General features: G+C 62.2%; 24 protein-coding genes. 19 read left to right on the top strand and 5 right to left on the bottom strand.

Annotation, left to right across the window (positions count from 1 at the left end; all coding sequences use genetic code 11):
- Positions 1–3: 3 nt before the first annotated feature.
- From MET49242_RS10180 to MET49242_RS10170, 3 genes are read right to left on the bottom strand one after another with little or no spacing between them, the layout of a single operon-like run.
- On the bottom strand, positions 4–768 hold the full coding sequence (locus tag MET49242_RS10180; RefSeq protein ID WP_036282747.1) for a ComF family protein: 765 nt from the start codon (positions 766–768) through the stop codon (positions 4–6).
- Positions 765–1,967, bottom strand: a complete 1,203-nt coding sequence (locus tag MET49242_RS10175; protein WP_051134115.1) for a GTP-binding protein — start codon at positions 1,965–1,967, stop codon at positions 765–767. Before MET49242_RS10175 ends, MET49242_RS10180 begins: the two co-directional genes overlap by 4 nt.
- Positions 1,964–3,556, bottom strand: coding sequence for a D-alanyl-D-alanine carboxypeptidase family protein (locus MET49242_RS10170; protein WP_036282745.1), 1,593 nt, complete (start codon positions 3,554–3,556; stop codon positions 1,964–1,966). The genes MET49242_RS10175 and MET49242_RS10170 overlap by 4 nt, the downstream gene beginning before the upstream one ends.
- A gap of 336 nt (positions 3,557–3,892) precedes the next feature.
- On the opposite strand from MET49242_RS10170, the gene MET49242_RS10165 reads away from it, so the two are divergent.
- The 8 genes from MET49242_RS10165 to MET49242_RS10130 all read left to right on the top strand — a co-directional run bounded on the left by MET49242_RS10165 (position 3,893) and on the right by MET49242_RS10130 (position 11,867).
- Positions 3,893–4,792, top strand: a complete 900-nt coding sequence (locus tag MET49242_RS10165) for a LysR family transcriptional regulator (protein ID WP_036287627.1) — start codon at positions 3,893–3,895, stop codon at positions 4,790–4,792.
- A gap of 127 nt (positions 4,793–4,919) precedes the next feature.
- Positions 4,920–5,393 carry a formate dehydrogenase subunit gamma gene (locus MET49242_RS10160; protein ID WP_036287625.1) on the top strand — a complete coding sequence of 158 codons (474 nt, stop codon included), beginning with the start codon at positions 4,920–4,922 and terminating at the stop codon, positions 5,391–5,393.
- A complete protein-coding gene (locus MET49242_RS10155) occupies positions 5,393–6,946 on the top strand; it encodes an NADH-quinone oxidoreductase subunit NuoF (protein WP_036282743.1) in 1,554 nt (517 codons plus the stop codon). Before MET49242_RS10160 ends, MET49242_RS10155 begins: the two co-directional genes overlap by 1 nt.
- Positions 6,947–6,957: 11 nt before the next feature.
- Positions 6,958–9,837: a formate dehydrogenase subunit alpha gene (gene fdhF / locus MET49242_RS10150; protein ID WP_036282742.1), complete on the top strand. Its 2,880-nt coding sequence runs from the start codon at positions 6,958–6,960 to the stop codon at positions 9,835–9,837.
- A complete protein-coding gene (fdhD, locus tag MET49242_RS10145; RefSeq protein WP_036282741.1) occupies positions 9,834–10,661 on the top strand; it encodes a formate dehydrogenase accessory sulfurtransferase FdhD in 828 nt (275 codons plus the stop codon). The genes fdhF and fdhD overlap by 4 nt, the downstream gene beginning before the upstream one ends.
- On the top strand, positions 10,651–10,905 hold the full coding sequence (locus MET49242_RS10140; RefSeq protein ID WP_051134114.1) for a formate dehydrogenase subunit delta: 255 nt from the start codon (positions 10,651–10,653) through the stop codon (positions 10,903–10,905). The genes fdhD and MET49242_RS10140 overlap by 11 nt, the downstream gene beginning before the upstream one ends.
- Positions 10,906–10,927: 22 nt before the next feature.
- Positions 10,928–11,164, top strand: a complete 237-nt coding sequence (locus MET49242_RS10135) for a formate dehydrogenase subunit delta (RefSeq protein ID WP_370634996.1) — start codon at positions 10,928–10,930, stop codon at positions 11,162–11,164.
- Positions 11,165–11,357: 193 nt separating this feature from the next.
- A complete protein-coding gene (locus MET49242_RS10130) occupies positions 11,358–11,867 on the top strand; it encodes a YchJ family protein (RefSeq protein ID WP_036282737.1) in 510 nt (169 codons plus the stop codon).
- A 172-nt stretch (positions 11,868–12,039) separates the two neighbouring features.
- Here MET49242_RS10130 and istB read toward each other — a convergent pair whose 3' ends face one another.
- Both istB and istA read right to left on the bottom strand, forming a co-directional pair.
- Positions 12,040–12,882: an IS21-like element helper ATPase IstB gene (istB, locus tag MET49242_RS10125; RefSeq protein WP_036282736.1), complete on the bottom strand. Its 843-nt coding sequence runs from the start codon at positions 12,880–12,882 to the stop codon at positions 12,040–12,042.
- Entirely contained in the window at positions 12,879–14,417 is a 1,539-nt protein-coding gene (gene istA, locus MET49242_RS10120; RefSeq protein WP_051134113.1) for an IS21 family transposase, read from the bottom strand. Before istA ends, istB begins: the two co-directional genes overlap by 4 nt.
- Positions 14,418–14,920: 503 nt before the next feature.
- On the opposite strand from istA, the gene MET49242_RS10115 reads away from it, so the two are divergent.
- From MET49242_RS10115 to MET49242_RS10065, 11 genes are all read left to right on the top strand, one after another.
- On the top strand, positions 14,921–15,808 hold the full coding sequence (locus MET49242_RS10115; protein WP_036287621.1) for a flagellin: 888 nt from the start codon (positions 14,921–14,923) through the stop codon (positions 15,806–15,808).
- Between the two features lie 195 nt (positions 15,809–16,003).
- Complete coding sequence (fliF, locus tag MET49242_RS10110) at positions 16,004–17,665, top strand: flagellar basal-body MS-ring/collar protein FliF (protein WP_036287619.1); 1,662 nt, start codon at positions 16,004–16,006, stop codon at positions 17,663–17,665.
- Positions 17,650–18,315 (top strand): hypothetical protein, encoded by a 666-nt coding sequence (locus tag MET49242_RS10105; protein ID WP_036282734.1) that lies wholly within the window; start codon positions 17,650–17,652, stop codon positions 18,313–18,315. The genes fliF and MET49242_RS10105 overlap by 16 nt, the downstream gene beginning before the upstream one ends.
- Complete coding sequence (locus MET49242_RS10100; protein WP_036282732.1) at positions 18,312–19,367, top strand: flagellar motor protein MotB; 1,056 nt, start codon at positions 18,312–18,314, stop codon at positions 19,365–19,367. The genes MET49242_RS10105 and MET49242_RS10100 overlap by 4 nt, the downstream gene beginning before the upstream one ends.
- Complete coding sequence (locus MET49242_RS10095) at positions 19,364–20,524, top strand: hypothetical protein (protein ID WP_144259559.1); 1,161 nt, start codon at positions 19,364–19,366, stop codon at positions 20,522–20,524. The genes MET49242_RS10100 and MET49242_RS10095 overlap by 4 nt, the downstream gene beginning before the upstream one ends.
- Positions 20,521–21,834, top strand: a complete 1,314-nt coding sequence (locus tag MET49242_RS10090) for a flagellar hook-length control protein FliK (protein ID WP_036282728.1) — start codon at positions 20,521–20,523, stop codon at positions 21,832–21,834. The genes MET49242_RS10095 and MET49242_RS10090 overlap by 4 nt, the downstream gene beginning before the upstream one ends.
- Positions 21,785–22,342, top strand: a complete 558-nt coding sequence (locus MET49242_RS10085) for a transglycosylase SLT domain-containing protein (RefSeq protein ID WP_371212526.1) — start codon at positions 21,785–21,787, stop codon at positions 22,340–22,342. Before MET49242_RS10090 ends, MET49242_RS10085 begins: the two co-directional genes overlap by 50 nt.
- A 78-nt stretch (positions 22,343–22,420) precedes the next feature.
- A complete protein-coding gene (gene motA / locus MET49242_RS10080) occupies positions 22,421–23,296 on the top strand; it encodes a flagellar motor stator protein MotA (RefSeq protein ID WP_036282725.1) in 876 nt (291 codons plus the stop codon).
- The gene (locus MET49242_RS23310) at positions 23,293–24,237 is read left to right on the top strand and encodes a FliM/FliN family flagellar motor switch protein (RefSeq protein ID WP_051134112.1); all 945 of its coding nucleotides are present in this window, start codon (positions 23,293–23,295) and stop codon (positions 24,235–24,237) included. The genes motA and MET49242_RS23310 overlap by 4 nt, the downstream gene beginning before the upstream one ends.
- Before the next feature lie 105 nt (positions 24,238–24,342).
- The gene (gene fliN, locus MET49242_RS10070) at positions 24,343–24,651 is read left to right on the top strand and encodes a flagellar motor switch protein FliN (RefSeq protein WP_051134498.1); all 309 of its coding nucleotides are present in this window, start codon (positions 24,343–24,345) and stop codon (positions 24,649–24,651) included.
- 19 nt (positions 24,652–24,670) lie between these two features.
- Positions 24,671–25,699 (top strand): flagellar motor switch protein FliG, encoded by a 1,029-nt coding sequence (locus tag MET49242_RS10065; protein WP_036282721.1) that lies wholly within the window; start codon positions 24,671–24,673, stop codon positions 25,697–25,699.
- Positions 25,700–25,711 lie beyond the last annotated feature (12 nt).

Genomic DNA, 25,711 nt, shown 5'->3' with positions numbered 1-25,711 from the left:
GACTTAGCCCGTTGTCACGGCCCGCGCGAAGACCAGCAGATCAACCCGCGCCGCGCCGGCCTTCAGCAGGGCGCGCGCGGCGGCGTTGGCGGTCGCGCCGGTCGTCAGGACGTCGTCGACGAGCACGACATTCTGGCCTTTCAGCAGGGCGGCGCGCTCGGGGTCCACGCGAAAGGCGCCGGAAAGATTGGCGGCGCGCTGGGCGCGGGAGAGGCCCACCTGCGGGGCTGTCGGCTTGACCCGCATCAGCGCCATGGTCTCGACGGGCGCGCCGCATTCGCGCGAGACGACATTGGCCAGCGCCGCCGACTGGTTGAAACGGCGAGCTATCAGCCGCAGCCGATGGAGCGGGATCGGCGCGAGAACGTCGGCGTCGGAGAGAATGTCGGCGCCCGCGCGCGCCATCCAGCGGCCCATGGGGCCGGCCAGCTCCAGCCTGTCGTAATATTTCAGCCGATGCGCGAGCGAGCGGGCCTTGTCGCTGTCATAGCGCGCAACCGCCCGGGCGCGATGGAAAACCGGCGGATTGGCGGCGGCCTCTGGCGAGATCAGGCCCGGCTGATCGAGATCGCGCTCGAAGGGCGTACCGAGCCGCTCGCAGAACGGCCGCTCGATGAAGGCGATGTCGCTCCAGCAGGCTGCGCAGAGCGCCCCATTCTGCGCCACCGCCTTGCGACAGACGAGGCAGGACGGCGGATAGACGAGATCGAGCAGCGCGGCGCCCGCGCGGCGGGCCAGATCGGGAAGGCCGCCGAGCGCCGGAGTCATCCCAGAAGGCCGCCCGGCGCGGGCGCCAGCGGGTTGTTGGTCAGCGCTTCGGCGTCGGGCCGGTCCATCGCCGGACGGTTGATCAGCGCGCCATAGAGGCCGTGAACGAAGCCCTCGTCGAGATCCTTGACGATGAAGACGATCCGGGTGCGGCGATCCTCGTCCGGCCAGGCGTCGAGCCGGTGCGGCGGATGGAAGACATGCTGCACGCCATGGATCACCACCGGACGCGAGGGATCGTCCGAAAGACCGACGATCCCCTTGACGCGCAGCAGCCTGGGCCCGTGGGTGTGGCGCAGCAGATCGATGAAGACGTCAAAGGAGGCAGGCGTCAGCGGCGTGTCGCCCGAGAGGCAGAAGGCGCGGATGTGATCGTCGTGGCGGTTGACGTCGATCTGGCGGCGCTCGTGATGATGGCGTCCGTGGTCATGGCCGTGATGATGACCGTGATCGTGATCATGTCCGTGATCGTGCCTGTGGTCATGCGCTTCCTGCACAGCCTCGGCGTTCAGCCACTCTTTCACGCGCGGCGTCTTGGTCGCGGGATCATAGAGGCCGCAGTCGAGCAGGGCCTCGGGCGTCGCCTCCCCGTCGGCGGCTATAAGCAGCCTTGCGCCGGGATTGAGCGCTTTCAGACGCGTGGCGAGACTTTCGAAACGCGCGCGGCCATCGGGAAGGTCGGTCTTGGTGATGACCAGACGATCCGCGACGGCGGCCTGTTTCACCGCCTCCTCATGCGCGTCCAGCGTCCCCTCGCCGTTCACGGCGTCGACGACGGTCACGACGCCGTCGAGCCGGTATCGCAGCATCAGATAGGGGTGATACATGATCGAGTGCAGGATCGGCGCGGGATCGGCGAGGCCCGTCGTCTCCAGAACCACGCGGCGGAAGGGCTTGATGCGGCCGTTGTCGAGGCGGCGCAGCAGATCTTCCAGCGTGTTCACCAGATCGCCGCGGATCGTGCAGCAGACGCAGCCCGAACTCATCAGCACCATGTCGCCCTCGACTTTCTCGATGAAGAGATGATCGAGGCCGATCTCGCCGAACTCGTTGATGAGAACCAGCGTGTCGGCGAGGGCCGGCGAGGCGAGGAGCCGGTTGAGAAGCGTCGTCTTTCCGGCGCCGAGAAAGCCGGTTAGGAGTGTCAGGGGAACAGGCGGCGGCGGCCGCCGCGCCAAAACTGACGGGTCGTCGCTCACTGCGTCTTTTCCTGCGCGGCCGGTTTCGGCTTGGTGGCGGCCGTCTTTGCGGCCGAAGGCTTAGCGGCCGCGGGCTTCGCGTCAGCCTTCCCGGCGGTCTTCGGTTTGGCGGCGTTGTCCTTCGGGGCGGCCGGATTACCGGCGGCGTTCTTGTCCGCCGCAGGCTTGCCTGCAGCCGGCTTTGCGGCCGTCTTCGTGCTCGACCTGGCTGGAGTCTTCGCGGTCGAGGCCTTGGTCGACCCCTTGGCCTTGCTCTTTTCGGCTACGCCCTCAGCGGCCGCATTGTCGTTCGCGGGATCCTGGATGATCCTCTCGGCCGGCGCGTCGACGGCGCGCGCGGACTGGCGCTTGCCATGCTTGCCACGCCGCATCGACGTAGCGTCAGGCGCGGCGCGGCTGATCGGCGAGGCCTCGCCATTGGCCGGCGTCTGGCTGTCGTTCGCATAGGCGGCGAGATCGGGCTGCTCGCCGATCGGCGCCCCCGGCGCGCGGGCGCGCGCCACCGGGCCGGCGTAACCCGGAGCCCGACCGGCGTAAACCTGCACCGGCGTGAACTGCGGGCGAGGCAAGTGGGCGATTTCCCTCACACTGATGCGCTGCGTGCCGGCGCCCATGGAGTCGAGAAGCGGAATGCCTGTCGGCGCGGAGCCGACGGGAATCGACATGTCCTCGACCTCCGCCATGAATTCGGCGGTGGCCGCGCCGCGATTGCGGCAGACCTTGTCGCGCATGTCGGGCGCGGCCGTCGGGCCGACGCTCGGAAGGGAGGCGAGCGTGCCGATGGGCGAACCGGTCTGGAAGGCGCGGTCGAGCAGCGCCGCGGCTTTCGCGGTGCGCGCGGCGGCGGAAGGGGCGCCCAGCACGACGGCGATGAGGCGCTGGCCGCCATGGGTGGCGGAAGCCACGAGATTGAATCCGGCGGGGCAGGTGAAACCCGTCTTCATGCCGTCGGCGCCGGGATAGCGGCCGAGCAGGCCGTTGTGGGTCGGATGGACTCTGCCGCCGATCTGCATGGCCCCGATGTTGAAAAGATAGGCGTATTCGGGAAATTGCAGGTAAAGCGCGCGGCCCAGGATCGCGAGGTCGCGGGCGGAGGTGACCTGCCGCGAGTCGGGAAGTCCGTTGGGGTTGACCCATTGCGACTGGGTCATGCCCAGATTGGCGGAAGCGCGGTTCATCTCGTCCGCGAAGGCCTCGACCGATCCGGACACGCCTTCGGCGATGGCGACGGCGATGTCGTTGGCCGACTTCACCATCAGCATGATGAGCGCATTGTGCAGGGTGACTTCCGAACCCGCCCGGAAGCCCATCTTCGACGGCGCCATGCGGCAGGCGCGCGGCGACATCATTAATGGCGTGTCCATCGAGATGCGGCCCGCGCGCACGGCGTCGAGCGCGACATAGGCCGTCATCAGCTTGGTGAGCGAAGCCGGATACCACGAGGCGGTGGCCTGATCCTGCTCCAGGACCTGTCCGGAGGCGACGTCGATGACCAGCGACGGGGTGGCGCCGGCGCGTCCGGCCGTGACGACCGCTGCAAGGAATATCGCAAGCGCGCCGAAACGACGAAGTCTCTTCATTTTCGTCATTGGCAAATATCTCTCGGGGTCTGGCCAGTCTATCCCATCGGCCGCGGGAGCATATTGACCCACGGAAGATGGGTTAAATATGTGTAAATTGTGACCGCGCCTCACATTCTATATGACAACGGCCCTGTTGCGAGCGTTACCATAAGTGGGCCGACTCTGTCGTTTTGCTGCAAATTTGCACGCAATTTCCGCGCAAATGTGTTATTGGAGGCGCGCAGCGTATCGTCATGAAGCGCGGGCGCGCCGCCGACCCTCGGGCGTGACCTTGCAGTGTGTCTCGGGCCCAAAAGACTTTGCGCGGCGGCCGCGGCGCGCGCGGGCATCGGAACGCTGACAGTGATCGAAAAACTCGAATTTCTTATTTCCGTCTCCGCCGAGAAGAGCTTCTCTCGCGCGGCGGAGCTTTGCGGCGTCACCCAGCCGACGCTGTCGGCGGGCATCAAACAGCTCGAGGATTCTCTCGGCGTGCTGCTCGTCAACCGCTCTTCGCGCTTCCACGGCCTCACGGCGGAAGGCGAGCGGGTTCTGGAGTGGGCCAAGCGAATCGTCGGCGACGCCCGGGCCATGCGGCAGGACGTGCGCAGCATGAAGGAGGGCCTCACCGGCCAGCTCAAGATCGCCGTCATTCCGACGGCGCTCGGCATCGTGTCGACCCTGACGACACCCTATCGGGAAAAGCATCCGGGGGTCAGCTTCACCGTGTTTTCGGCCTCGTCGGCGGAAGTGCTGGCCATGCTCGACAATCTCGAGATCGACGCCGGAATCACCTATCTCGACAACGAACCGCTCGGCCGCGTGCGCACCGTGCCCATGTGTCAGGAGCGCTACCGCCTGCTGACCTTCGCCGACAATCCGCTGGGCGACCGGGAGCGCGTCACCTGGGCCGAGGTCGGCCGCATCGACTTGTGCCTGCTGACGCCCGATATGCAGAACCGGCGCATCATTGATCGCCTGATCCAGAGCGCGGGCGAAGAGGCTGCGCCGATTCTCGAGTCGGATTCGGTGATTCTGCTTTTCGACCACGTAAAGTCCGGCCGCTGGGCGACAGTGCTGCCGGAAAAGCTCGCCAAGACGCTGGGCGTGACCGCGCCGTTGCGTTCGATCCCCATCGTCGAGCCCGAAGCCGTGTACGAAATCGGCCTTGTCGCCCCGCAGCGCGACCCCGTGATTCCATTGGTCGCGGCGTTGGTCGCGGAGGCCAAAACCCTTGCCGAAAGCGGCGTTTTGGACAGTTGATAGGCAACCCCTATCGAGCAACGAATGTCCGGTATTGATCGCAGCGGCAAATTCCGGCACTGTCCGTGGAAACAATCTAAAGAACGGCGGTCGCGAAAGCGAAACGCCCGGAACGGGAAGGGAAGAAATGGCTGGCGCTGCTCCGTATAGCGACGAGCGGGCGCGGGAGATCATCGCGGCCCATATGGGTCTCGAAGGGCCCGCCCTGCCCATTTTGCATGCGTTAATGGCGGAATTCGGCCACGTGCCGGAGGCCGCCGTCCGGGAAATGGCCGAGGCGTTGAACATCACCCGCGCGGAAATGCATGGCGTCGTGACCTTCTATCACGACTTCCATCGGGAGCCGCATGGGCGTCACACGCTCAAGATCTGCCGCGCCGAATCGTGCCAATCCATGGGCGCGGAGAAGCAGGCGAAGGATTTCCTGGCCAAGCTGAAGCTCGAATGGGGGCAGACGACGCCTGATGGCTCGCTGACCGTCGAGCCGGTTTATTGCCTGGGTCTGTGCGCCCATAGCCCGTCGGCGCTATTTGACGGTGAGCCGATCGGATGCGTCGACGCTGCGAAGCTCGATGAAATCGTCGCGGAGGCCAAGGGCTGATGACGAAGATCTACATTCCGCTGGATATGGCCGCCGTGGCGATGGGCGCCGATCGCCTCGCCGCCGCCATCGCAAAAGAAGCCGCCGCGCGCGGCGAGTCCGTCGAGATCGTCAGGAACGGCTCGCGCGGCATGCTCTGGCTCGAACCCCTGGTGGAGGTCCAGACGGCTGCGGGCCGCATCGGCTACGGGCCGGTTTCGCTCAAGGACGTCGGCTCGCTGTTCGACGCCGGCTTTCTGACTGGCGGCGCCCATGCGCTGAACATCGGCAAGGTCGACGACCATCCCTGGATGAAGCGCCAGAACCGCATCACCTTCGCGCGCTGCGGCGTCATCGACCCGTTGTCGATCGCGGAATATGAGGCTCATGGCGGCGGCGCGGGTCTCGCGCGCGCCTTCCAGATCGGGCCGGCGGCGACGATAGAGGAAGTCGCCAAGTCCGGCCTGCGGGGCCGCGGCGGCGCCGGCTTCCCGACCGGCATCAAATGGAAGACGGTGGCGGACGCGCCGGCGGACCAGCGCTATGTCGTGGTCAACGCCGACGAGGGCGACTCGGGCACTTTCGCCGATCGCATGATCATGGAAGGCGATCCATTGTCGCTGATCGAAGGCATGATCATCTGCGGCTACGCCATCAACGGAACCAAGGGCTACGTCTATCTGCGCTCGGAATATCCGGTGGCAGCGAAGGTCTTCCAGGCGGCGATCGACGTCGCCCGCAAGGCCGGCTGGCTGGGCGACAATGTCCGCGGCTCCGGCTTCAAGTTCGACATCGAACTGCGCATCGGCGCGGGCGCCTATGTCTGCGGCGAGGAGACCTCGCTGCTCGAGAGCCTCGAGGGCAAGCGCGGCATCGTCCGCGCCAAGCCGCCGCTGCCGGCGCATGAGGGTCTTTTCGGCAAGCCTACGGTTGTAAACAACGTCCTGTCGATGGCGACCACGCCGATGATTCTCGAGAAGGGGGCGCAGCATTACGCCGATCTCGGCGTCGGCCGTTCGCGTGGCACCATGCCGCTGCAGATCGCCGGCAATGTGAAGTATGGCGGCCTGTTCGAGACCGATTTCGGCATCCCCCTGGGCGAGATCGTCAACGACATCGCCGGCGGCACGCGCTCGGGCCGTCCGGTCCGCGCGGTGCAGGTCGGCGGCCCGCTCGGCGCCTATGTGCCCGTTTCGCTGTTCGATCTGCCGTTCGACTATGAAGCTTTTGCGGCCAAGGACAGCCTCATCGGCCACGGCGGCCTCGTGATCTTCGACGACACGGTCGACATGGCGTGGATGGCGCGCTTCGGCATGGAGTTCTGCGCCATCGAAAGCTGCGGCAAGTGCACGCCCTGCCGCATCGGCTCGACCCGCGGCGTCGAGACGATCGACAAGATTCGCAAGGGCGAGAATGTCGAAGCGAATATCGAATTGTTGAAAGACCTGTGCCACACGATGAAGTTTGGCTCGCTCTGCGCGCTGGGCGGCTTTGCTCCTTATCCGGTTGAAAGCGCGCTTCGTCACTTCCCTGAGGACTTCCACAAGCCGGCCCTTGAAGCCGCTGCCGAGTGAGGTATCCGACCATGACGCTTATCAAGGAAACCGATTACGGAACGCCCGAGTCCAAATCCGAAAAGATGGTCACGCTGACCATTGACGGTAAGAGCGTCACCGTTCCCGAAGGGACGTCGATCATGCGCGCGGCGATGGAGATCGGGACCGAGATCCCGAAGCTCTGCGCCACCGACAGCATCAAGGCTTTCGGCTCCTGCCGCCTTTGCGTCATCGAGGTCGAGGGCCGCAACGGCACGCCGGCCTCCTGCACGACGCCGGTCGCGCCGGGCATCTCCGTCAAGACGCAGACGCCGCGTCTCGCCGCCATCCGTCGCGGCGTGATGGAGCTCTATATTTCGGACCATCCGCTCGACTGCCTCACCTGCGCCGCCAACGGCGACTGCGAGCTGCAGGACATGGCGGGCGCTGTCGGCCTGCGCGACGTGCGCTATGGCTATGACGGCGCCAACCACGTTTTCGCCCGCAACAACGGCGAGGTGAACTTCGACTGGAAGCCGAAGGACGAGTCGAACCCATATTTCACCTATGACCCGTCGAAGTGCATCGTCTGTAACCGCTGCGTGCGCGCCTGCGAGGAAGTGCAGGGCACTTTCGCGCTGACGATCTCCGGACGCGGTTTCGACAGCCGCGTGTCCCCCGGCATGGACGAAGCGTTCATGGAGTCGGAATGCGTGTCCTGCGGCGCCTGTGTCCAGGCCTGTCCGACCGCGACGCTCACCGAGAAATCCGTCATCGCCATCGGCCAGCCGGAGCACTCGGAAGTCACCACCTGCGCCTATTGCGGCGTCGGCTGCACCTTCAAGGCCGAGATGCGCGGCGAGGAAATCGTTCGCATGGTGCCCTGGAAGGACGGCAAGGCCAATCACGGCCACAGCTGCATCAAGGGCCGCTTCGCCTATGGCTACGCCCATCATGGCGATCGCATCCTGAACCCGATGATCCGCGAGTCGATCGACGAGCCGTGGCGCGTCGTTTCCTGGGACGAGGCTCTGACGTTCGCTGCTGATCGCCTGAAGGCCGTCCAGCAGAAATACGGCCGCAATTCGGTCGGAGCCATTACCTCGTCGCGTTGCTCGAACGAGGAGACCTATCTCGTTCAGAAGCTCGTCCGCGCCGGCTTCGGCAACAACAACGTCGACACCTGCGCCCGCGTCTGCCACTCGCCGACGGGCTATGGCCTCAACCAGGCGTTCGGAACCTCCGCCGGCACGCAGGACTTCGACTCGGTCGACGAGGCGGACGTCATCCTCGTCATCGGCGCGAATCCGACCGACGCCCATCCGGTGTTCGGTTCGCGCATGAAGAAGCGCCTGCGCGAAGGCGCCAGACTGATCGTCATCGATCCGCGCCGCATCGATCTCGTGCGGTCGCCCCATATCGAGGCGGACTACCACCTGCCGCTGAAGCCCGGCACGAATGTCGCCATGGTGACGGCTCTGGCGCATGTGATCGTCAAGGAAGGCCTCGTCAATGAAGCCTTCGTGCGCGAGCGCTGCGACTGGGACGAGTTCCAGGCGTGGGCTGACTTCGTCGCCCAGGACCGCAACAGCCCGGAGGCGCTCGAAGCCACTCTCGGCGTTTCGGCCGCCGACATCCGCGGCGCGGCGCGGCTCTACGCCACGGGTGGCAATGCGGCCATTTACTATGGCCTCGGCGTGACGGAGCATTCGCAGGGCTCGACGACCGTCATGGGCATCGCCAATCTCGCCATGGCGACCGGCAATCTTGGCCGCCGCGGCGTCGGCGTGAACCCGCTGCGTGGTCAGAACAATGTCCAGGGCTCCTGCGACATGGGCTCGTTCCCGCACGAGCTGCCGGGCTACCAGCACATTTCCGGCGAAAAGGCCCGCGCGGTCTTCGAGGCGGACTGGGGCGTCAAGCTCGACAATGAGCCGGGCCTGCGCATTCCCAACATGTTCGACGCGGCGATCGAGGGCGTGTTCAAGGGCCTTTACGTGCAGGGCGAGGACATTCTGCAGTCCGACCCCGACACGCGCCATGTCTCGGCGGCTCTTGCCAACATGGAATGCGTGATCGTGCAGGACCTGTTCCTTGTGGAGACGGCGAATTACGCGCATGTCTTCCTGCCGGGCGCGACCTTCCTCGAAAAGGACGGCACCTTCACCAATGCGGAGCGCCGCATCCAGCGCATTCGCAAGGTGATGAGCCCGAAGAACGGCTATGGCGACTGGGAGGTTACCCAGCTCCTTGCCAATAAGCTCGGCATGAACTGGAACTATGCGAACCCGTCCGAGATCATGGACGAGATCGCGCGCCTCACGCCGTCCTTCCGCAACGTCTCTTACGAGATGCTCGATCGCGAGGGCTCCGTGCAGTGGCCGTGCAACGACGCGGCGCCGGAAGGCATGCCGATCATGCACATCAACGGCTTCGCGCGCGGCAAGGGCAAGTTCGTCATCACCGAATATGTCCCGACGGACGAGAAGGTGGGTCCGCGCTTCCCGCTGCTGCTCACCACGGGCCGAATCCTGTCGCAGTACAACGTGGGCGCGCAAACGCGCCGCACCGAGAACAGCCAGTGGCATCCGGAAGACATTCTGGAGATCCATCCGCATGACGCGGAGGACCGTGGCGTTTGCGACGGCGATTGGGTGCGCGTGCAGAGCCGGGCCGGTGAAACCACGCTGCGCGCCAAGATCACCGATCGCGTGGCGCCGGGCGTCGTTTACACGACCTTCCACCATCCGATGACCCAGGCCAATGTCGTCACCACCGACAATTCGGACTGGGCCACCAACTGCCCCGAATACAAGGTGACCGCCGTTCAGATTTCGCCTTCCAACGGCCCCACCGAGTGGCAGGAGAAGTATCGCGAGCTGTCGGAGCAGAGCCGGCGCATCGCGACCGCAATCGACGCGGCTGAATGACCGAAACGCCGTCGCCGACGCTGAGGGTGGAATGCCTCGCGCGCCGTCACGATGTGACGGCGCGGGGGGTGCGGGTCATCCCTGAGGAAACCCCGATCGCCTTCACTTATGGCGGCTCGACTCATGCGGTGATGATGGCGACGCCGGCCGACCTCGAAGATTTCGCGGTCGGCTTCGCTTTGACAGAAGGGCTGGTCGACACCGCGGAAGAGGCGGGCGAGGTAGAAATCCTTGCGTCCGAAGCGGGCGTGGAGCTCCGCGCCTGGCTCAAGGGCGGGCGTCAGGAAGCCTATTCGGAGCGCCGCCGCTCGATGGCCGGTCCCACCGGCTGCGGCCTTTGCGGCATCGAAAGCCTGGAGGCCGCCACACGAAGCCTTCCGGTCATCGACAACGCGCTCACGATCCACGCGGAGGCGCTGATCGAGGCCATGGAACGTTTGCCTGCCGCGCAGAAGATCAATCAGGAGACGCGCGCCGTTCACGCCGCAGCTTTCTGGAACCCGGCCACGGGCGCGCTGATCGTGCGTGAGGATGTCGGCCGCCACAATGCGCTCGACAAACTCGCCGGCGCCCTCGCCCGGCAGGCGATCGCAGCGTCGCAGGGCGTGGTGCTGATGACGAGCCGCGTTTCCGTGGAGCTCGTTCAGAAGGCCGCCCGAATGGGCGCGCCGATCATCGCCGCCGTCTCGGCGCCGACCGCGCTAGCCGTTCGCAACGCCGAAAAATGCGGTATCACGCTCGTCGCCGTCATGCGCGGCCGTGACTTCGAAATCTTCACCCATCCAGGACGCATTCTCGAACAGGCTGCAGCTCATGTCGCATAATTCGGTCGACAAACTTGTTAAAATGGCCAATCAGATCGGTCAGTTCTTCGGCGCGCAGGCTCAAGACACGGCCGCCGGCATGGCGGACCATCTGGTGAAGTTTTGGGATCCGCGCATGCGCGCAGCGATTATCGAGCATGTCGATCACGGCGGCGCAGGGCTCGATCCGATTGCGATCGATGCGGTCAAGCGCCTCGCCCATTCAGGACATATTCTCGAACAGGTCTCAGCTCATGTCGCATAATTCGGTCGACAAACTTGTTAAGATGGCCAACCAGATTGGTCAGTTCTTCGGCGCACAGACGCACGACACGGCCGCCAGCATGGCGGACCATCTGACGAAGTTCTGGGATCCGCGCATGCGCGCGGCGATTATCGACCATGTCAATCACGGCGGCGCGGGGCTCGATCCCGTCGCTCTCGAGGCGGTCAAGCGCCTGTCTCACCCATCGGGAACGGCGGGCTCGGATTTGCGCTGCGGTCATGGCGGAGAGGACGGCTGAGCGACGTATCGGGGGGCGTTTCCGCCTCGTGATTGTCCAGCGTACCACACGGGCCGAATGAGTGCGATCGGACCCGCTCCGCGCGGGCATTTGAATCTTTTGCGCGCGAGAAGCGATGGACGCGCGACGCATCCTCCTTTAGGCCGTATGCCGCCGCCGCCCCCTCACGATTCCCGATCAGAATGAGCGACCAATGACCGACGCGATCTGCCCCTGCCGCGCCAAGGACGAGAATCCGAAATCCTACTCGGAATGTTGCGCGCCCTATATCGAGGAAGGCAAGCCCGCGCCGACCGCGGAAGCCCTGATGCGTTCGCGTTATACGGCGTTCGCGCTCGGCAAGATCGACCATCTGGTCGAGACCCTGGCGCCGGGCACGCGCGATGACTTCGATCGCAAGGCGATCACCCATTGGTCCCGTTCGTCGCAATGGCTCGGTCTCGAAATACTCTCGACCGAACAGGGCGGGGCCGAGGATGAGACGGGCTACGTCGAATTCGTCGCGCATTTCGTCAACGACGGACAGCGTCACGCGCATCGGGAGCGTTCGCTCTTCCGCAAGGAAGATGGCCGCTGGTATTTTCTCGAAGAGGCAAATCGCAAGAACGCGCCGATCGTCAAGGGCGCCCAGCCCGGGCGCAACGACCCCTGTCCCTGCGGCTCCGGCAAGAAATACAAAAAGTGCTGCGGAGCGGCCGCCTGATTTCCCGCCAATTCGGCCTGTCAATGGCGGGAACAAAATGTGCATGAAGGCGGGGTAAAAGTGTACCGGTCTGGTTTCGAGAAAAGGGCCGCACGGCCCTTGTAGTTTAGTTGACGCGCGCTTTGAGGCGCGCGGAGCGTAGCGCAGCGCGGTTCAACGCGCGCGACGGCGATCAGTTCGTCGTGTCGGCGCCTCCTTTGTCGATTGCGGGCGCGTCGGGGAGATCGCGGTTTCGCCGTTGCGCTTTCTTTGCGGTCGAGAGGCGATAGCTCCCGCCGTTCATTTCCAGAATGTGGACATGATGGGTGAGCCGGTCGAGCAATGCGCCGGTGAGACGCTCGGAGCCAAACACCGACGTCCATTCATCAAAGGGCAGATTGCTGGTCACCAGCGTCGCACCGCGTTCATAGCGCTGGCTGAAGACCTCGAAGAGCAGCTCTGAGCCGACCGCCGTGAACGGCGCATAGCCCAGCTCGTCGACGATCAGCAGTTTGACGGTGTTGAGATGCTTTTGCAGCGCGCGCAGGCGGCGCTCGTCGCGCGCCTCCATCAGTTCGTGCACAAGAGCCGCGGCGGTCGTGAACGCGACGCTGAACCCCTTCTGGCAGGCGGCGAGCCCCAGGGCGAGCGCGACGTGGGTCTTCCCCGTTCCGCTTGGCCCAAGGGCGATGCAGTTCTGTCGCTTCTCGATCCATTCGCACCGCGCCAGCTCCAGCACGAGCGGCTTGTTGAGTGAAGGCTGGGCGGTAAAGTCAAATGTGTCGAGGCTTTTGACCTGCGTAAAGCGCGCCAGCCGGATGCGGCGCTCGACATTGCGCCGCTCGCGATCAATGCGCTCCAGTTCGCACAGGCGTAGCAGATAGCGCGGGTAATCGGCGCGGTCCTGCGCCGACTCCAGCGCCACCTTCTCATATTCGCGCGCGAAGGTGGGAAGCTTCAGCGCCTTGAGATGATTACCCAGCAGCACCTGCGGCGCGACGATCGTCTGCGAACCTGGCTCATGCGAGATGGTCATGCCGGACCTCCCGCGGTCGTCTCCATGACGCCCGCGATGACGCTCGCGCCGGCGACGAGCCCGAGATAGGCGCGCGGATCCGTCGCGCCGACCGTAGCCGCCGGCAGGTAGGGGTAGAATGTCAGATCGAGCCGCGCGGGCCGGTTCTCCAGCCTGGCCAGCAGCAGCATCTTCACTGCGTCAAAGCTGATCGCGCCAAGACGCAGCGCCTCCGCGACCGCCTGTTCGACCTGATGCTGATGAAAGTCCTCCATCAGCCGCAGCACCTGGATGAACTCGCGGCGCCCGCTATTCCCCATGCGCGCCTCCATCAGCCGCCGCAGACGATGCACGCAGTCGGCAAGCCGCCAGTCGTCGAGTGGCGCGGCCTGATCGAGCGCGCGGCTCTTGTGTTCGAGTAAAGCGAGATAATGCAGCGGGTTGTAGATGAACTCGGCCTTGCCGTAGCTGCGCGCATGCACGGCGATGGTCTCCCCGCCGCAGACAATCTCGACCCGATCGACATAGCCCTTGGCCAGCACCTCCCGATGGCCGAAGCGCATCGGGACCGAGTAATCGTTGTTGCGGTAGCGCACCAGCGCCATCGACGACACGCGCGTCGCGACCTTGTGACAGGCGTCATAGGGAGCCGGCGGCGCCGGCAGGAATGCCGCCATATCCGCCTGCATGCGTTCGCCGATCGGCGTCGACTGGCCGCGCAGGATCGCCCGCCGTCGTTTCGTGCAGGCGTCCAGGAACCTCGCGTTCAGCGCCTCGAAACTCTCCGCCACGGGCAGTGGCGTCATGAAGTTGCGCCGGACATAGCCGACAAGCCCCTCGACCTTGCCCTTGTCATTCCCCTTGCCGGGCCGGCCAAAGCGATCAGCAAAAAGGTAATGGCTCTGGAGTTCCGCAAACATTTGCGAACGCAGACGCTCTCCACCCTTCACGATCCTGGCGACCGCGAGACGCGTATTGTCGTAAAGAATGGACTGGGGGACGCCGCCAAAGAAGGCGAAGGCCGCGACATGGCCGTCGCAGAAGGCTTCCGCCGTCTCCGCCGGATAGGCCTTGACGAAGCAGCCGTCCGAATGCGGCAGGTCCATGCAAAAATAATGAAAGCGGACCTTCCTGCCGGCGATATAGGCGTCCGCCTCGCCAAAATCCGCCTGCGCATTCCCCGGTCGATGGCTGAGTGGAATAAACATCTCGCGCGACCGCAACTGCGCCTGCGCGACATATTCCCGGACGATCGTGTAACCGCCGGAAAACCCTTCTTCGTCCCGCAGCCGTTCGAATATCCGCTGTGCCGTATGACGCTGCTTGGCGTGAACAAGCCGATCATCCGCCAGGACCTTGTCGATCCAGGCCATATACGGCCCCAGCTTCTTCGAGATCGGCCGCTCCCGACGCCGATACCCCGGCGGAACCGAATATTGAAGCATCTTCGTGATCGTATTGCGGTGCACGCCGAAGCGCCTGGCCGCTTCCCGCCGGCTCAGCCCTTCCGCCATCACCGCGCGTCTCACCCGGGCATAGAGTTCCACTGTGAACATCCTTTCGGCCTCTCCATGCCAGTCGATGACATCGAGTTCGGCCTATCAGGACCGGTACACTTTTGCGCCGCCGTCACAGCAGCCCCCAAAGCCGGTTCAGTGGTACACTTCGCCGCCGCTGTTCATACGGCCGGAAGCCATTTTCGCCGGATCGACGTCAGTAGGGTAATTGACGACCCCCGCCTCTCGGGCGCGGCCGCCTCGCGATGCGAGCTTTCATCGACTGTAATTCGAGTGCAGAAGCGGCCTCGGAACAATCCGGCGCCGTGTATGAAATCGCGTTAAGCCGGTATTAAGCGCGTTGGGGCTTTTTACTACCCGTCGCCGCGAGTTGCTGTATTGTCGCGATGTCGGCAACGTCGTTTGAAACTGAATTTCACGAACGACTGTCGATCATTACTTCGGATCGGGCCAGAAAGCCCGTGGCATGACGCCAAATTCCGTCGAGCCGGTGTAACTCCGGTATGTCCCTTCGAAATCAATCCAACAAGGGATCGACGACCATGGCTAGCATTCTTGTTAACCCCTCCGCCATTACCGCCCTGCAGTCGCTGCGCAACACGCAGTCGGCTCTCAACACGACCCAGAAAGAGATCTCGACCGGCCTCAAGATTTCGAGCGCCGCCGAGAACGCCTCGACCTGGGCGATCGCCGAGTCGATGAAGTCTGACAAGGGCGTGCTCTCGACGATCAGCGACTCGCTCTCCGGCGCCAAGTCTGTCCTCAATGTCGCGACCGCCGCCGTGAAAAGCGCGATCTCGGTCATGAACGACATCAAGAACGCTGTCGCACAGGCGCAGCAGCCCGGCGCTGATCAGGCCAAGATCCTGACGAGCCTTCAGCAGCTCGGCAGCCAGCTCTCGAGCGTCGTGTCTTCCGCGACCTTCACGGGTCTCAACGTCACGGACGGTTCGCTCACGAGCCCGGTGAGCTTCATCGCCTCCTACAATAACGGCGGCGGCACGGCGGCGTCGGTGGTCGGCACGATCGACCTCACCGTCACTGACCTCATCAATACCGGCGGCACCGGCATTCTGGAGGCGGCTCAGGCGACCGGCTCGACCGCGGCGACCGACTTCACCGGCCTCACCGCAGCTGATCTAGCCGCGGCGACGATCGCGGACACACTGTCCAACGCCGACAAGGCGATCGCCGATCTGACGACCTATGCGGCTGAAATCGGCGCGACGGTTGCGCGCGTGTCGCAGCAGAACGAATTCATCGACACGATGAAGGATGCGCTGACGACCGGCGTGTCCTCGCTTGTGGACGCCGACATGAATGAGGCTTCGACGCGCCTGCAGGCGCTGCAGACCCAGCAGCAGCTCGGCGTGCAGTCGCTGTCGATCGCCAACCAGAATGCGCAGATGATCCTGAAGCTGTTCCAGTAAGTCTCGTCGCGTGACTTCCGGGGCCGGGCCTTTATCAGCTCGGCCCCGGTTGTTCTGAGAAGCAAATAGTTAACGCGCGTTAACCATTGTTAAGAAAGGATTTACGCGGCGAATTTGCGGGCCGGGGCAACTCTCGCGCAAGGCCGCGCGAGGAGTGTGATGTTGAACGAGGCAGAAAGGAATCAAGCCTTCGCCATGGACCGCATCACGCTACTTCTGGATAATCTCAAGGCGCTGGGAACGAGGAAGCTCGCGGCGCTCGGACTCACATTCGCGCTCGTCGTCGCGATCGTATCGATTTCAGCCTATTATCTTTCGCGCCCGACGTTTGAAGTCCTTTATGCAGGGCTGGACCGCGAAGATGTCAGCCGCATCGGCTCGGTGCTGAAATCGACCGGCATTCCCTTCGACATAAATACCGAAGGCAACGCCGTCTCGGTACCCTACGGCCAGACTGCTCAGGCGCGCATGCTGCTCGCCGAGCGTGGGCTCCCGCAAAGCGCCAACGCCGGCTATGAGCTCTTCGACAAGGTGGGCGCGCTGGGACTGACCTCCTTCATGCAGGAGGTGACGCGCGTGCGCGCGCTGGAAGGCGAACTCGCGCGCACAATTCAGCTGATCCGCGGCGTAAAGGCGGCGCGCGTGCATATTGTGATGCCGGACGAGGGTTCGTTCCGCCGCGCGAAGCAGCCGCCTTCCGCCTCCGTGATCATCCGCACCGAAGGGCCGGACGACACCAGCGCGGCGCAGGCGATCCGACATCTCGTCGCCTCGTCATTGCCTGGTATGAATGTCGATCAGGTCACGGTACTCAATACCGACGGCATGATCCTTTCGTCATCCGACGGCGACGCGACCGATGCTGTGCCCGTCAAGACGCTGACGCTCGAAAAGAACATTCAGAAGGACATTCAGGACAATATCCGCCGCACGCTCACGCCCTATCTGCGTCTGCCGAATTTCCAGGTGACGGTCCGCGCGCGAGTCAACACGGACCGCAAGCAGATCAACGAAACCATCTATGATCCCGACTCCAAGGTCGAGCGTTCCGTGCGCACGGTGAAAGAGAGCTCGCGTTCTCAGGACAGCAGCAGCGCCGCCGCGACGACCGTCACGAACAACATTCCGCAAAACGGCGTCAACAACGCCGACGGCAAGCAGTCCAATGACGAGAACAAGAAAAACGAGGAGCTGACAAACTACGAGATGTCGTCGAAGACGGTCACGACCGTCAGCGGCGGCTACAATATCGAGCATCTTTCCGTCGCGGTTCTCATCAATCGCTCCGCCTTCGCCGAGCCGAACAAGGAACCGCCGAAGCAGGAGGCGATCGATCGCCAGCTGAAGGAAATCGAGCAGCTTATCTCGTCCGCCGCTGGACTGAAAAAGGAGCGGGGCGACGCGCTGAAGGTGACGGCTGTCGACTTCATGTTCAACGAGCATGAGATGACTCCGGTGGAAAGCCCCGGCTTCGTCGCCATGCTCGGCAGCCACCTCGGCTCCATTCTGAACATGATCGCGGCGCTCGGCATTGCCGCCCTCGTCGTGATCTTCGGCTTGGCTCCGGCGCGTCGCGCTTTGCTCGCCGAGTCGAGCACGGAGCGCACCGAACCTCCGCCGCTGATCGGCATGGGTGACCAGAGCTTCGAATCGCCGACTTTCGAGGCGCCGACCTTCGACGGCATACCAGGGCTGGCGGGAGCTACGCCCGGCGGCGCAATCGCGATGTCCGGTCCGACGCTCCTCGAGGATATCAGCGAACGCCGGCAGGACATTGCGCGGCGCAAGCTCGAAGAACTCATCCAGAATGACGAAGCACAAGCAGCAGCGATCTTGAAACAATGGATGCGATCGTAAGACCCGGAGCCATAATCCACGACGTCGCCGCTTATTTGACGCGTTTCGACGCGCCGCCGACGGCGATGACGCTCGACGAGGAAGAGGATCGCGCCCCCGCGATGGAGAGCTTGTTCGAGGCGCCGGAGCCTGTAGCGCCCGAGCCCGAGCCCGAACCCGAGCCGCAGGTAGATCGCGAAGCAATCATCGCCGAATTTCAGGCAAGACAGGAAGCCGCGCTCGACGCCCAGCGCGCTGAATTCGAGGCGCGCCTGCGCGATGAACGCGAAAGATGGGCGACTGAGCAGGGCGCGGCGCTGAGCGCTCGGCTGGCGCAGGCGCTGGACACCGCCTTTGAAGAGCTGCGCTCGGATGTCGCGCGCATCATTTCGCCTTTCGTCGCGCGCGAGGTGACGGGGCGGGTGACGGAAGATCTGATTGCGGCGTTGCGCACGGGACTTGCCAATGACGGCGCGTCGGCCATGGAAATTCGCGGTCCCAGGGATTTGCTCGAGAAGATAGAAAGCGCCCTCGCCTCCGAGCCCGTCGCAATCAGCTGTCACGAGAGCGATGAAGTAGATGCGCGTGTGACATTCGCGTCGACGACCGTCGAAACCTCTCTGAGCGACTGGATGAACCTTCTATTGAGAGAGCGGGGCGAAAAGCGATGAGTGAAGGCCATAACGGCTCGCCGATAATCATCCGGAAAAAGCGCGGCGATGGCGACGAAGATCATCACGGCGGCGTCTGGAAACTTGCCTTTGCCGATTTCATGACGGCGATGATGGCGTTTTTTCTGGTGATGTGGCTGATCAATTCCACATCGAAGGAAACCAAAGCGGTTATTGTCCAATACTTCAACCCCGTTCAACTGATCGATTCAAATCCCGCACATAAGGGCATGCGCGATCCCAAGCAGACAGGACAAGGCAAGAGCCTTCAGAAAGCGGACGATGTAAAGACGACGCAAGAAGCGGAGTCCAAGGACAAGGATTCTGCGCTGCACAAGGATCCCATAAAAACCTTGGACGAAATAGCAAAACGTGAACCGCCTCCAACTACCGCCGATGGCGCGGAGTCGTCGCCGAAAGTCGGCGCAATGACGCCCCGCGATCCTTTCGATCGCGTGGCGAAGAGCGCATCTCCGCCTCAAGGCGCGGCGAAAAGCGCTCAAGAGGAAAACAAGGTCGAGTCACCAAAAAAAGACAGCCACGCGCCAAGCGTCACGCCGGCTGAACAGGGCGAAAAAGCGAAAGCGAGCGCAGCTGCGCTGCAAGCGGAACTCGAAAAGATCGTCAATCAGGAAGCGCGTGGCGCGCACGCCGCGCCGAAGACGGAAGTCAAGCAGGCCGACGAGGGGGTATTGATTACGCTGACGGACGACGCGAATTTCTCGATGTTCGAAGTTGGCTCCATTGAACCGAAACCGCAGCTGGTCCGCATCATCGGGCAGATCGGAAAGGTTCTGGCCAAAAAGACCGGCGAGATCGAGGTGCGCGGCCATACAGACGGTCGTTCGTATACAAGCAAGAGCTACGATAACTGGCGCCTGTCATCCGATCGCGCGACCGTTGTCAACTATATGCTCATTCGCGGCGGACTGCCGCCCGCCCGCGTCGGAAAGATCGTCGGCATGGCGGACCGTCACCTGAAGACGCCAAAGGATCCGCTCGCGCCCGTCAATCGTCGCATCGAGATACTGCTGCGAGGAGACGGCCAATGAGAGGGCGCCTACTGCGCACGTTTGTTGCGGCCGGCGTTGTGATATTCAGTCACGGCGTACACGCCGTCGAATTCCCAGACATGGTGCGCGACCTCAACGGGATGCAGAATCGAATGGTGATGGGTGACGAAAAGGCGCGCGAGAATGTCGCGCGCCAGTTCGATCTCATCGAGCGTACGATCATGACCCTCGAGCCAGAGACATGGACGGAAGAAAAAAATGTCCGCGCCGCGGCAATCTATCTGTTGTGTGGCGGAGCGCCAACAAATCTGCGAGAAATATTCGACGCCAAATTCGTTTCCGACGAGTTGTCGCCATTGCTGGAAGCGGCTCTGCGTTACGCGGAAGGGCAGGACGAAGCCGCCGCCAAATTGATGGATTTCGACGCACGCCATTTTCCTCCGATACTCGGTGGACATCTCGCGCTTGTGCAGGGCGGCTCCGTGATCGGCTCCGACAACGCCCGGGCTATAGCATTGCTGGACTTAGCGCGCCTGCTTATGCCCGCGTCTCTCGTGGAAGAGGCGGCCCTGCGTCGTGAAATCAGGGCAGTCGATCCGGAAACGGACGCCGACAAGGTGAGCGCGCTCGTAAATCGGTATGTTGCAAAATATACGGCGTCGCCCTATGCGCAGAATTTCTGGACGGAGTTGCGATCGATTGTCTTCAGCCCTTCGATAAACGCGGATGCGGAACTGCTCGCCAAATTCGAAGGCGCCATCGAAAAGGCTTCGACTGATCAGCGCCTCGATATTTATCTGTTGCTTTCCCGCCGCGCCATTCTAAACGGCCGTCTGGGCGAAGCCGCGAGCAAACTCGACAAGGCTGAGCAGGCTGCCGATAACCCACAAGCGCATAAGCGAATCGTAACATATCGAAATATCGTGAAATCGCTGTCAAAAGGCGATGCTTCGAGCGCATCCAACTTGCAGGATACTGATCTGAGTGCGCTGACCCGCGAGGATTCTGAAATGCTCAAGATCGCAAGCGGTGTTCTCGCACGACTTGAAAAGCCGGCGGAGACTGACCGGCATGCAATAGGCGCGAGCGCCGCGGCGCCGGAAGTCACTGCGAATGACGAACCGCCGATCATTGCGAGCGCGCGCGTGGCGCTGGAGAAGAGCGACGAATTGCTGAAACGGAAGACAGCGCAATGAATTTTGGGGCGCGTGAAATCCTCATCTGTCCTTCATCTTCGCGCCTTGCGAGAAGTCATGACACCGACCATTTCGAGCGAGGCGAAAATGACCAGGAGCAGCCCTCAAGCGCTTTCGTCGATGCAATGAAGTCGATCTCTTCGACCGAGAAGAATCGAAACGCGATCGATAATGTAAAATCCAAGGCCGATAATTCCCTCGTCGGCGATGCTGCTGCAACCGGGGAGTCGATGTCCAATACTGGAATCGGCATGGCGCAGATCTTCGCTGCCGCCGAATTCAGCATCTGCGCTGCCAAACAACAGAATGCGAGGCTGGTTGAATCCGATGCAACCGCAAGCTCTCGGCAAATAATGCTCCAACAATTGATCGGAACGCAGGGCGCGTTACCCGGGCATTCGCCGGTCGGCACATGGTCGGGGCCGATCGGCGATCGGGACGGAATGACGGCGACGGTTGATCCGCTACTCAGAAGTTCCGATCCTGGCGGGACGGTACGAAGGGAATACGGATCGGCATTGGAGGCAGAAATCTCGCCCACGAAGGCCGGACCGAGGTACGCCTCTGCTTCCAGGACCGAAAAGGCAGAGGCGCCTTTCGGACAACAACTTGTGCTCAGTCGGGAAGAAGCGGCGGCGGCGAGCGATCAAATATTGACTATGGGGGGAGACGAAGCGCCGCGCCAGTCCGAAAGTTCAGCCGGGTTCGTGCAAACGTCGACGCCAGACTCACTTGGGTCGATAAATACGCAGGCGCTCATGCACGTCAGCACGTTGGAAAATCACCTGCCGATCGCAATCGGGCAGACTGTGATGATCATGGCGGGAGAAATCGCTGCGCCAACGATCGAGGCGCCCATGGCGGCTCCCGGGTATTCGGCTCTGACGGATGATCGCGGCCCGTTGAAAATACTGAAATTCGAATTGGACCCAGCTTCGCTGGGCTCGATCTCCGTCAAGATGCGCATGATGCAGGCTCGAGTTGAAATCGAGATCGAGGTGCAGACGTCCGACACTCTTTCAATTCTTCACGACATCAAAGGTAAAATTGCAACAGCGATCGGCGCGACCGGTTACGCCGTCGACGCGTTCGACATTCGTATCGTTCCGGCGGCGCAGCCAGACTCCGGGCAAATGCGTGGTCAGGACGCCTCGAATCCACCGTCACAGGGGTTTCAGTCCGGGGAGCGCAGTTTCGCAGATGGTGACAGATCGAGACGACGACATGCTACGCCAGGGCAAGAAGACACGAAGAGAGCGATTGGAGCTACTAATCATCCGCCTGGCGGTGTGCGGGGTGTTTTCATTTAGCGAAGCCTTCGCTGGCGAAAATGTGTGTGAAGCGGAAATGATCCGCGCGTCACGCGAGAATGGCGTTCCCGTATCGGTTCTCTACGCCGTAGCGCTTACCGAGACCGGACAGCGAGGGGCGCTGAATGCTTATGCGATGAACATCGCGGGCCGCCCTTCTTTCAACGCTGGCCTGGTTGAGGCGCTCGCGACCTTCGACGGGGCTCGGCAAAGAGGGGTGAAGCTGATCGACATCGGATGCATGCAAATCAACCATCACTTTCACGGCCGAAAATTCCATTCGGTCGAGGAGATGTTCAATCCGCGCCGAAACGTCGATTATGCCGCCCATTTCCTGAAGGACCTGCATGCATCCGAGGGATCCTGGACAGCGGCGGTGGCGCGATATCACGCCGGTCCAGGGAATGCGCCCGCACAGCGAACCTATGTTTGCGCTGTGATCCGAAACATGGTGTCAAGCGGCTTTGGGGCCTGGACCTCGGAGTCGTCCGCCTTCTGTAGGCGCTGACATTAATCGGGCTTCAGCCTCGGGCAAGTCCCATTGCTTATCCAGAGCTTGCCAGGTTGACGCTGCGGGCAACATGAAATGAGCTTCATTATCGGTTTGATCGTTACCATGGGCTGCATGCTTGGCGGCTTCGCGGCTCTCGGCGGCCATCTGATCGTCTTGTGGCAGCCATGGGAATTCGTCATCATTATGGGCTCCGCGCTCGGCACGTTTATCGTCGCCAATCCCGTCAAGGTTATTAAGGATACGGGTAAGGCGGTTGTGCAGGCTGTGCTGGAAAAGACTCCGAAGCGCCGTGATTATCTGGATATTCTCGGGCTATTGCACGCATTGATGCGGGAATTGCGCAGCAAGGCGCGCAACGAAGTTGAAGTGCATATTGATCAGCCCTCGGAATCCCCCTTGTTCACGGCGTTTCCGAATGTCCTCAAGAACACCGAGATCACGACATTCATCTGCGATTATTGCCGTCTTTACATCATCGGAAACGTGAAGACGTTTGAAATCGAGAGTCTGATGGATGAGGAGATGGCGGAGATCAAGCACGACAAGCTCAAGCCCTATCACGCGCTGACGGCAATCGGCGACGGTCTCCCCGCGCTCGGAATTGTCGCTGCGGTGCTCGGCGTCATCAAGGCGATGGGCGCGCTCGATCAGTCCCCGGAACTGCTCGGGGGTCTGATTGGCGCGGCGATGGTTGGGACATTTGCCGGGATTTTCGTTTCATACGGCATCATGACGCCGTTGGCCTACAAGGTGAAGGTCGCACGCAGCAAGGAATGTCATGTATATCTTATCATAAAACAGACCTTGCTGGCTTTCATGAATGGCGCGCTTCCGCAGGTGGCGATCGAGCATGGGCGCAAGTCGATCCCTTCGCATGAACGTCCTACGATCGACGAAGTCGAAAATGAAACACTTTCGGGCGGCGGTCCGAGCGCGGAGGCGGCATGACGCTGAATCTGCAACAGGGCGACCGCGCGAGGCCAGGTGGGGACGAACCGCTGATATCGATCGGCGAAGCCTCGCTCGATCGGATGCCGGCGCTGACCCTGATATTCGAGGAGACGGCTGCGAACTTCACGCGTGCTCTGGAAGAGTTCACGAATATTCCGGTCGCATTGTCCCTCGAAGATCTCGACGCAAAGCGTGTCGGAGATCTTCAGGAACATTGCGAGGGGCTCTCGTCAATCCTGGTGTATGACGCGAATGGCCTGAGCGCGAAATTTGCTGTCGCCGTCGATAGTGGATTTCGTGATATGGCGGTTGAAATGCTTCTTGGTTCCGGCGTTGTTGAACGTTCGGACAAAACTGATCGTGCTGCCTCCCGAGTTGAAGCAAGGCTTGTCAACTTTGCGGTGAACAGATTACTGAATAGATTGGCTGCTGCGCTCGCGCCCGTAGCGGAGGTGCAATTCGAGCAGGACATGCTGGCCTCAGAAGCAGGCTACGGCGCAGTAGGACAAAGAGGCGCGGTGGCAATAGCTTGTCGCTTCAGGCTGAAGTCTCTCGAACACGAAGGACTTGTCGCGATAGTTTTACCTCGGGCGGCGCTTGATCCCTACCGCACAGCCTTGTCGCGGTTCCCGGGCGCCGAGGGTGTCGCGCGTGACGAGCGATGGTCGGAAAACCTTTACGACAACATCGTTCGGACCGAGGTAGCGGTCAACGTAAAGATCGAAGCGCGCGGCTTTACGCTTGAAGATATTGCAAACCTTGAAGTAGGAGATGTGTTGGGGCTTCCGATCGCTCCCACAAGCCCGATACGTATCGAGTCGGAAGGGCGAACGCTTTTCTGGTGCACGCTTGGCCAGAAGGATGGCCATTACACGGTTCGCCTCGAAGATTTTTCCGATGAGCGGCAATCCTTCATCGAAAATATCCTCGGCGTATGAGACGATCAGACGGGCAAGGCAAAAATTGAGGGAACGAATATGAGCAATATTGACATGGGAACAGAAAGTTTCGAGTCCGAGGGGGCGCGGCTTCCGGACGAAGCGATGCTCGGTTCAGGCGCGCCGCCAGTCGACACGGATAAGAGCCAGTTGCGTCGGATCGACTCGATCCTGCGCATTCCGGTCGTAGTACAGGTCGTGGTTGGATCTGCGACCTTGCCGGTGTCGAGTCTTTTGAAACTCGGGCGTGGCGCCGTTATTCCGCTCGACCATCGCGTCGGCGATCCCGTCGACATTGTCGTCAACGGAAGAACGATTGCGCGCGGCGAGGTTGTAGTTGTCGAGGAGGATGGAGCCCGGTTTGGCGTGTCCTTGACAGAGATCTGCGAGCCCCAGAACGAGCAGCTCAACTGATATAGCGGCCGAAGGCGTCATGACGACTCTTGTTGCGCAGGAGCAGAGCCGGTCTCTCGACGGCGCGGAGAAAGTCGCAGCAGTGTTGCTTGCGCTCGATCGCGAGGCTTCGCAGCGTATTCTGAAATATTTCGATCACGATGAATTGCGGGAAATTGCGCGACTCGCGGCAGGCCTCGGCGCCGTTCCGGCTACGGCGCTGGAGGAGATCTACAGCGCCCTTATCGACGAAATCTCGCACGGCGGGGTGGATCTTGTCGGTAACGCGGCTCAGGCAGAAAATCTGTTGACCGGCGTGATGTCCGAGGAGCAGGTCGCCGATATCATGTCCGACGTGCGCGGGAGCTCGAACCAGTTCTTCTGGCGTCGTGTTTGCTCGCTCCCGGAAAAGACCCTTGCCGATTATCTCGTCAATGAGCATCCGCAGGTCATTGCGATTGTCATTACGAAAGTTGACCCTGCTTACGCGGGGCGCTTGCTTGCTCAAATACCCGGCCCGATCCGCGCCAAGGTGATGCGGCGCATGCTCGTCTCGAGACCCATCGTCGAATCCGTTTTGCGAGTCGTGGAAACCACGTTGCAGGAGGATCTGTTCGCTACGTCAAATGCGCCATCTTCCGCAGAGTTGAATGCGCGCGTGGCTGGCATCATCAATCAGCTGGAGCGTGATCAGGTCGACGAAATCCTGGAAGGAATCAGCGAAAGTGAACCCTTGATCGCGGCGCAATTGAAATCGCTGATCTTCTCTTTCGAAGACATCGTCAAACTCGGACAACGTGCTCGCACGATTGTTTTCGATCAATTGCCGACGGACAGGGTCATTCTCGCGTTGCGCGGCGCGGATGCAGGAGTGCGCGATTCGGTTCTTCCGTGCTTGTCGACGCGTACGCGACGAATGGTCGAAGCGGAGCTTTCAACCGACGCGTCGCCGCCCAAACGCGAAATTGCAGCAGCCCAGCGGCAAATTGCCGACACGGTGCTTCGGCTCGCCGATCAGGGAGCGATCGAAATTCCAAAGTCCGGAAGCGCGCCTGATCAACCCGAATAGAAGGGAGCCACA

The organism is Methylocystis sp. ATCC 49242 (assembly GCF_000188155.2).
GTDB lineage: Bacteria > Pseudomonadota > Alphaproteobacteria > Rhizobiales > Beijerinckiaceae > Methylocystis.
Note: the sequence above shows the minus strand (reverse complement) of the source record. Positions and strands in the feature narration are given on the sequence as shown.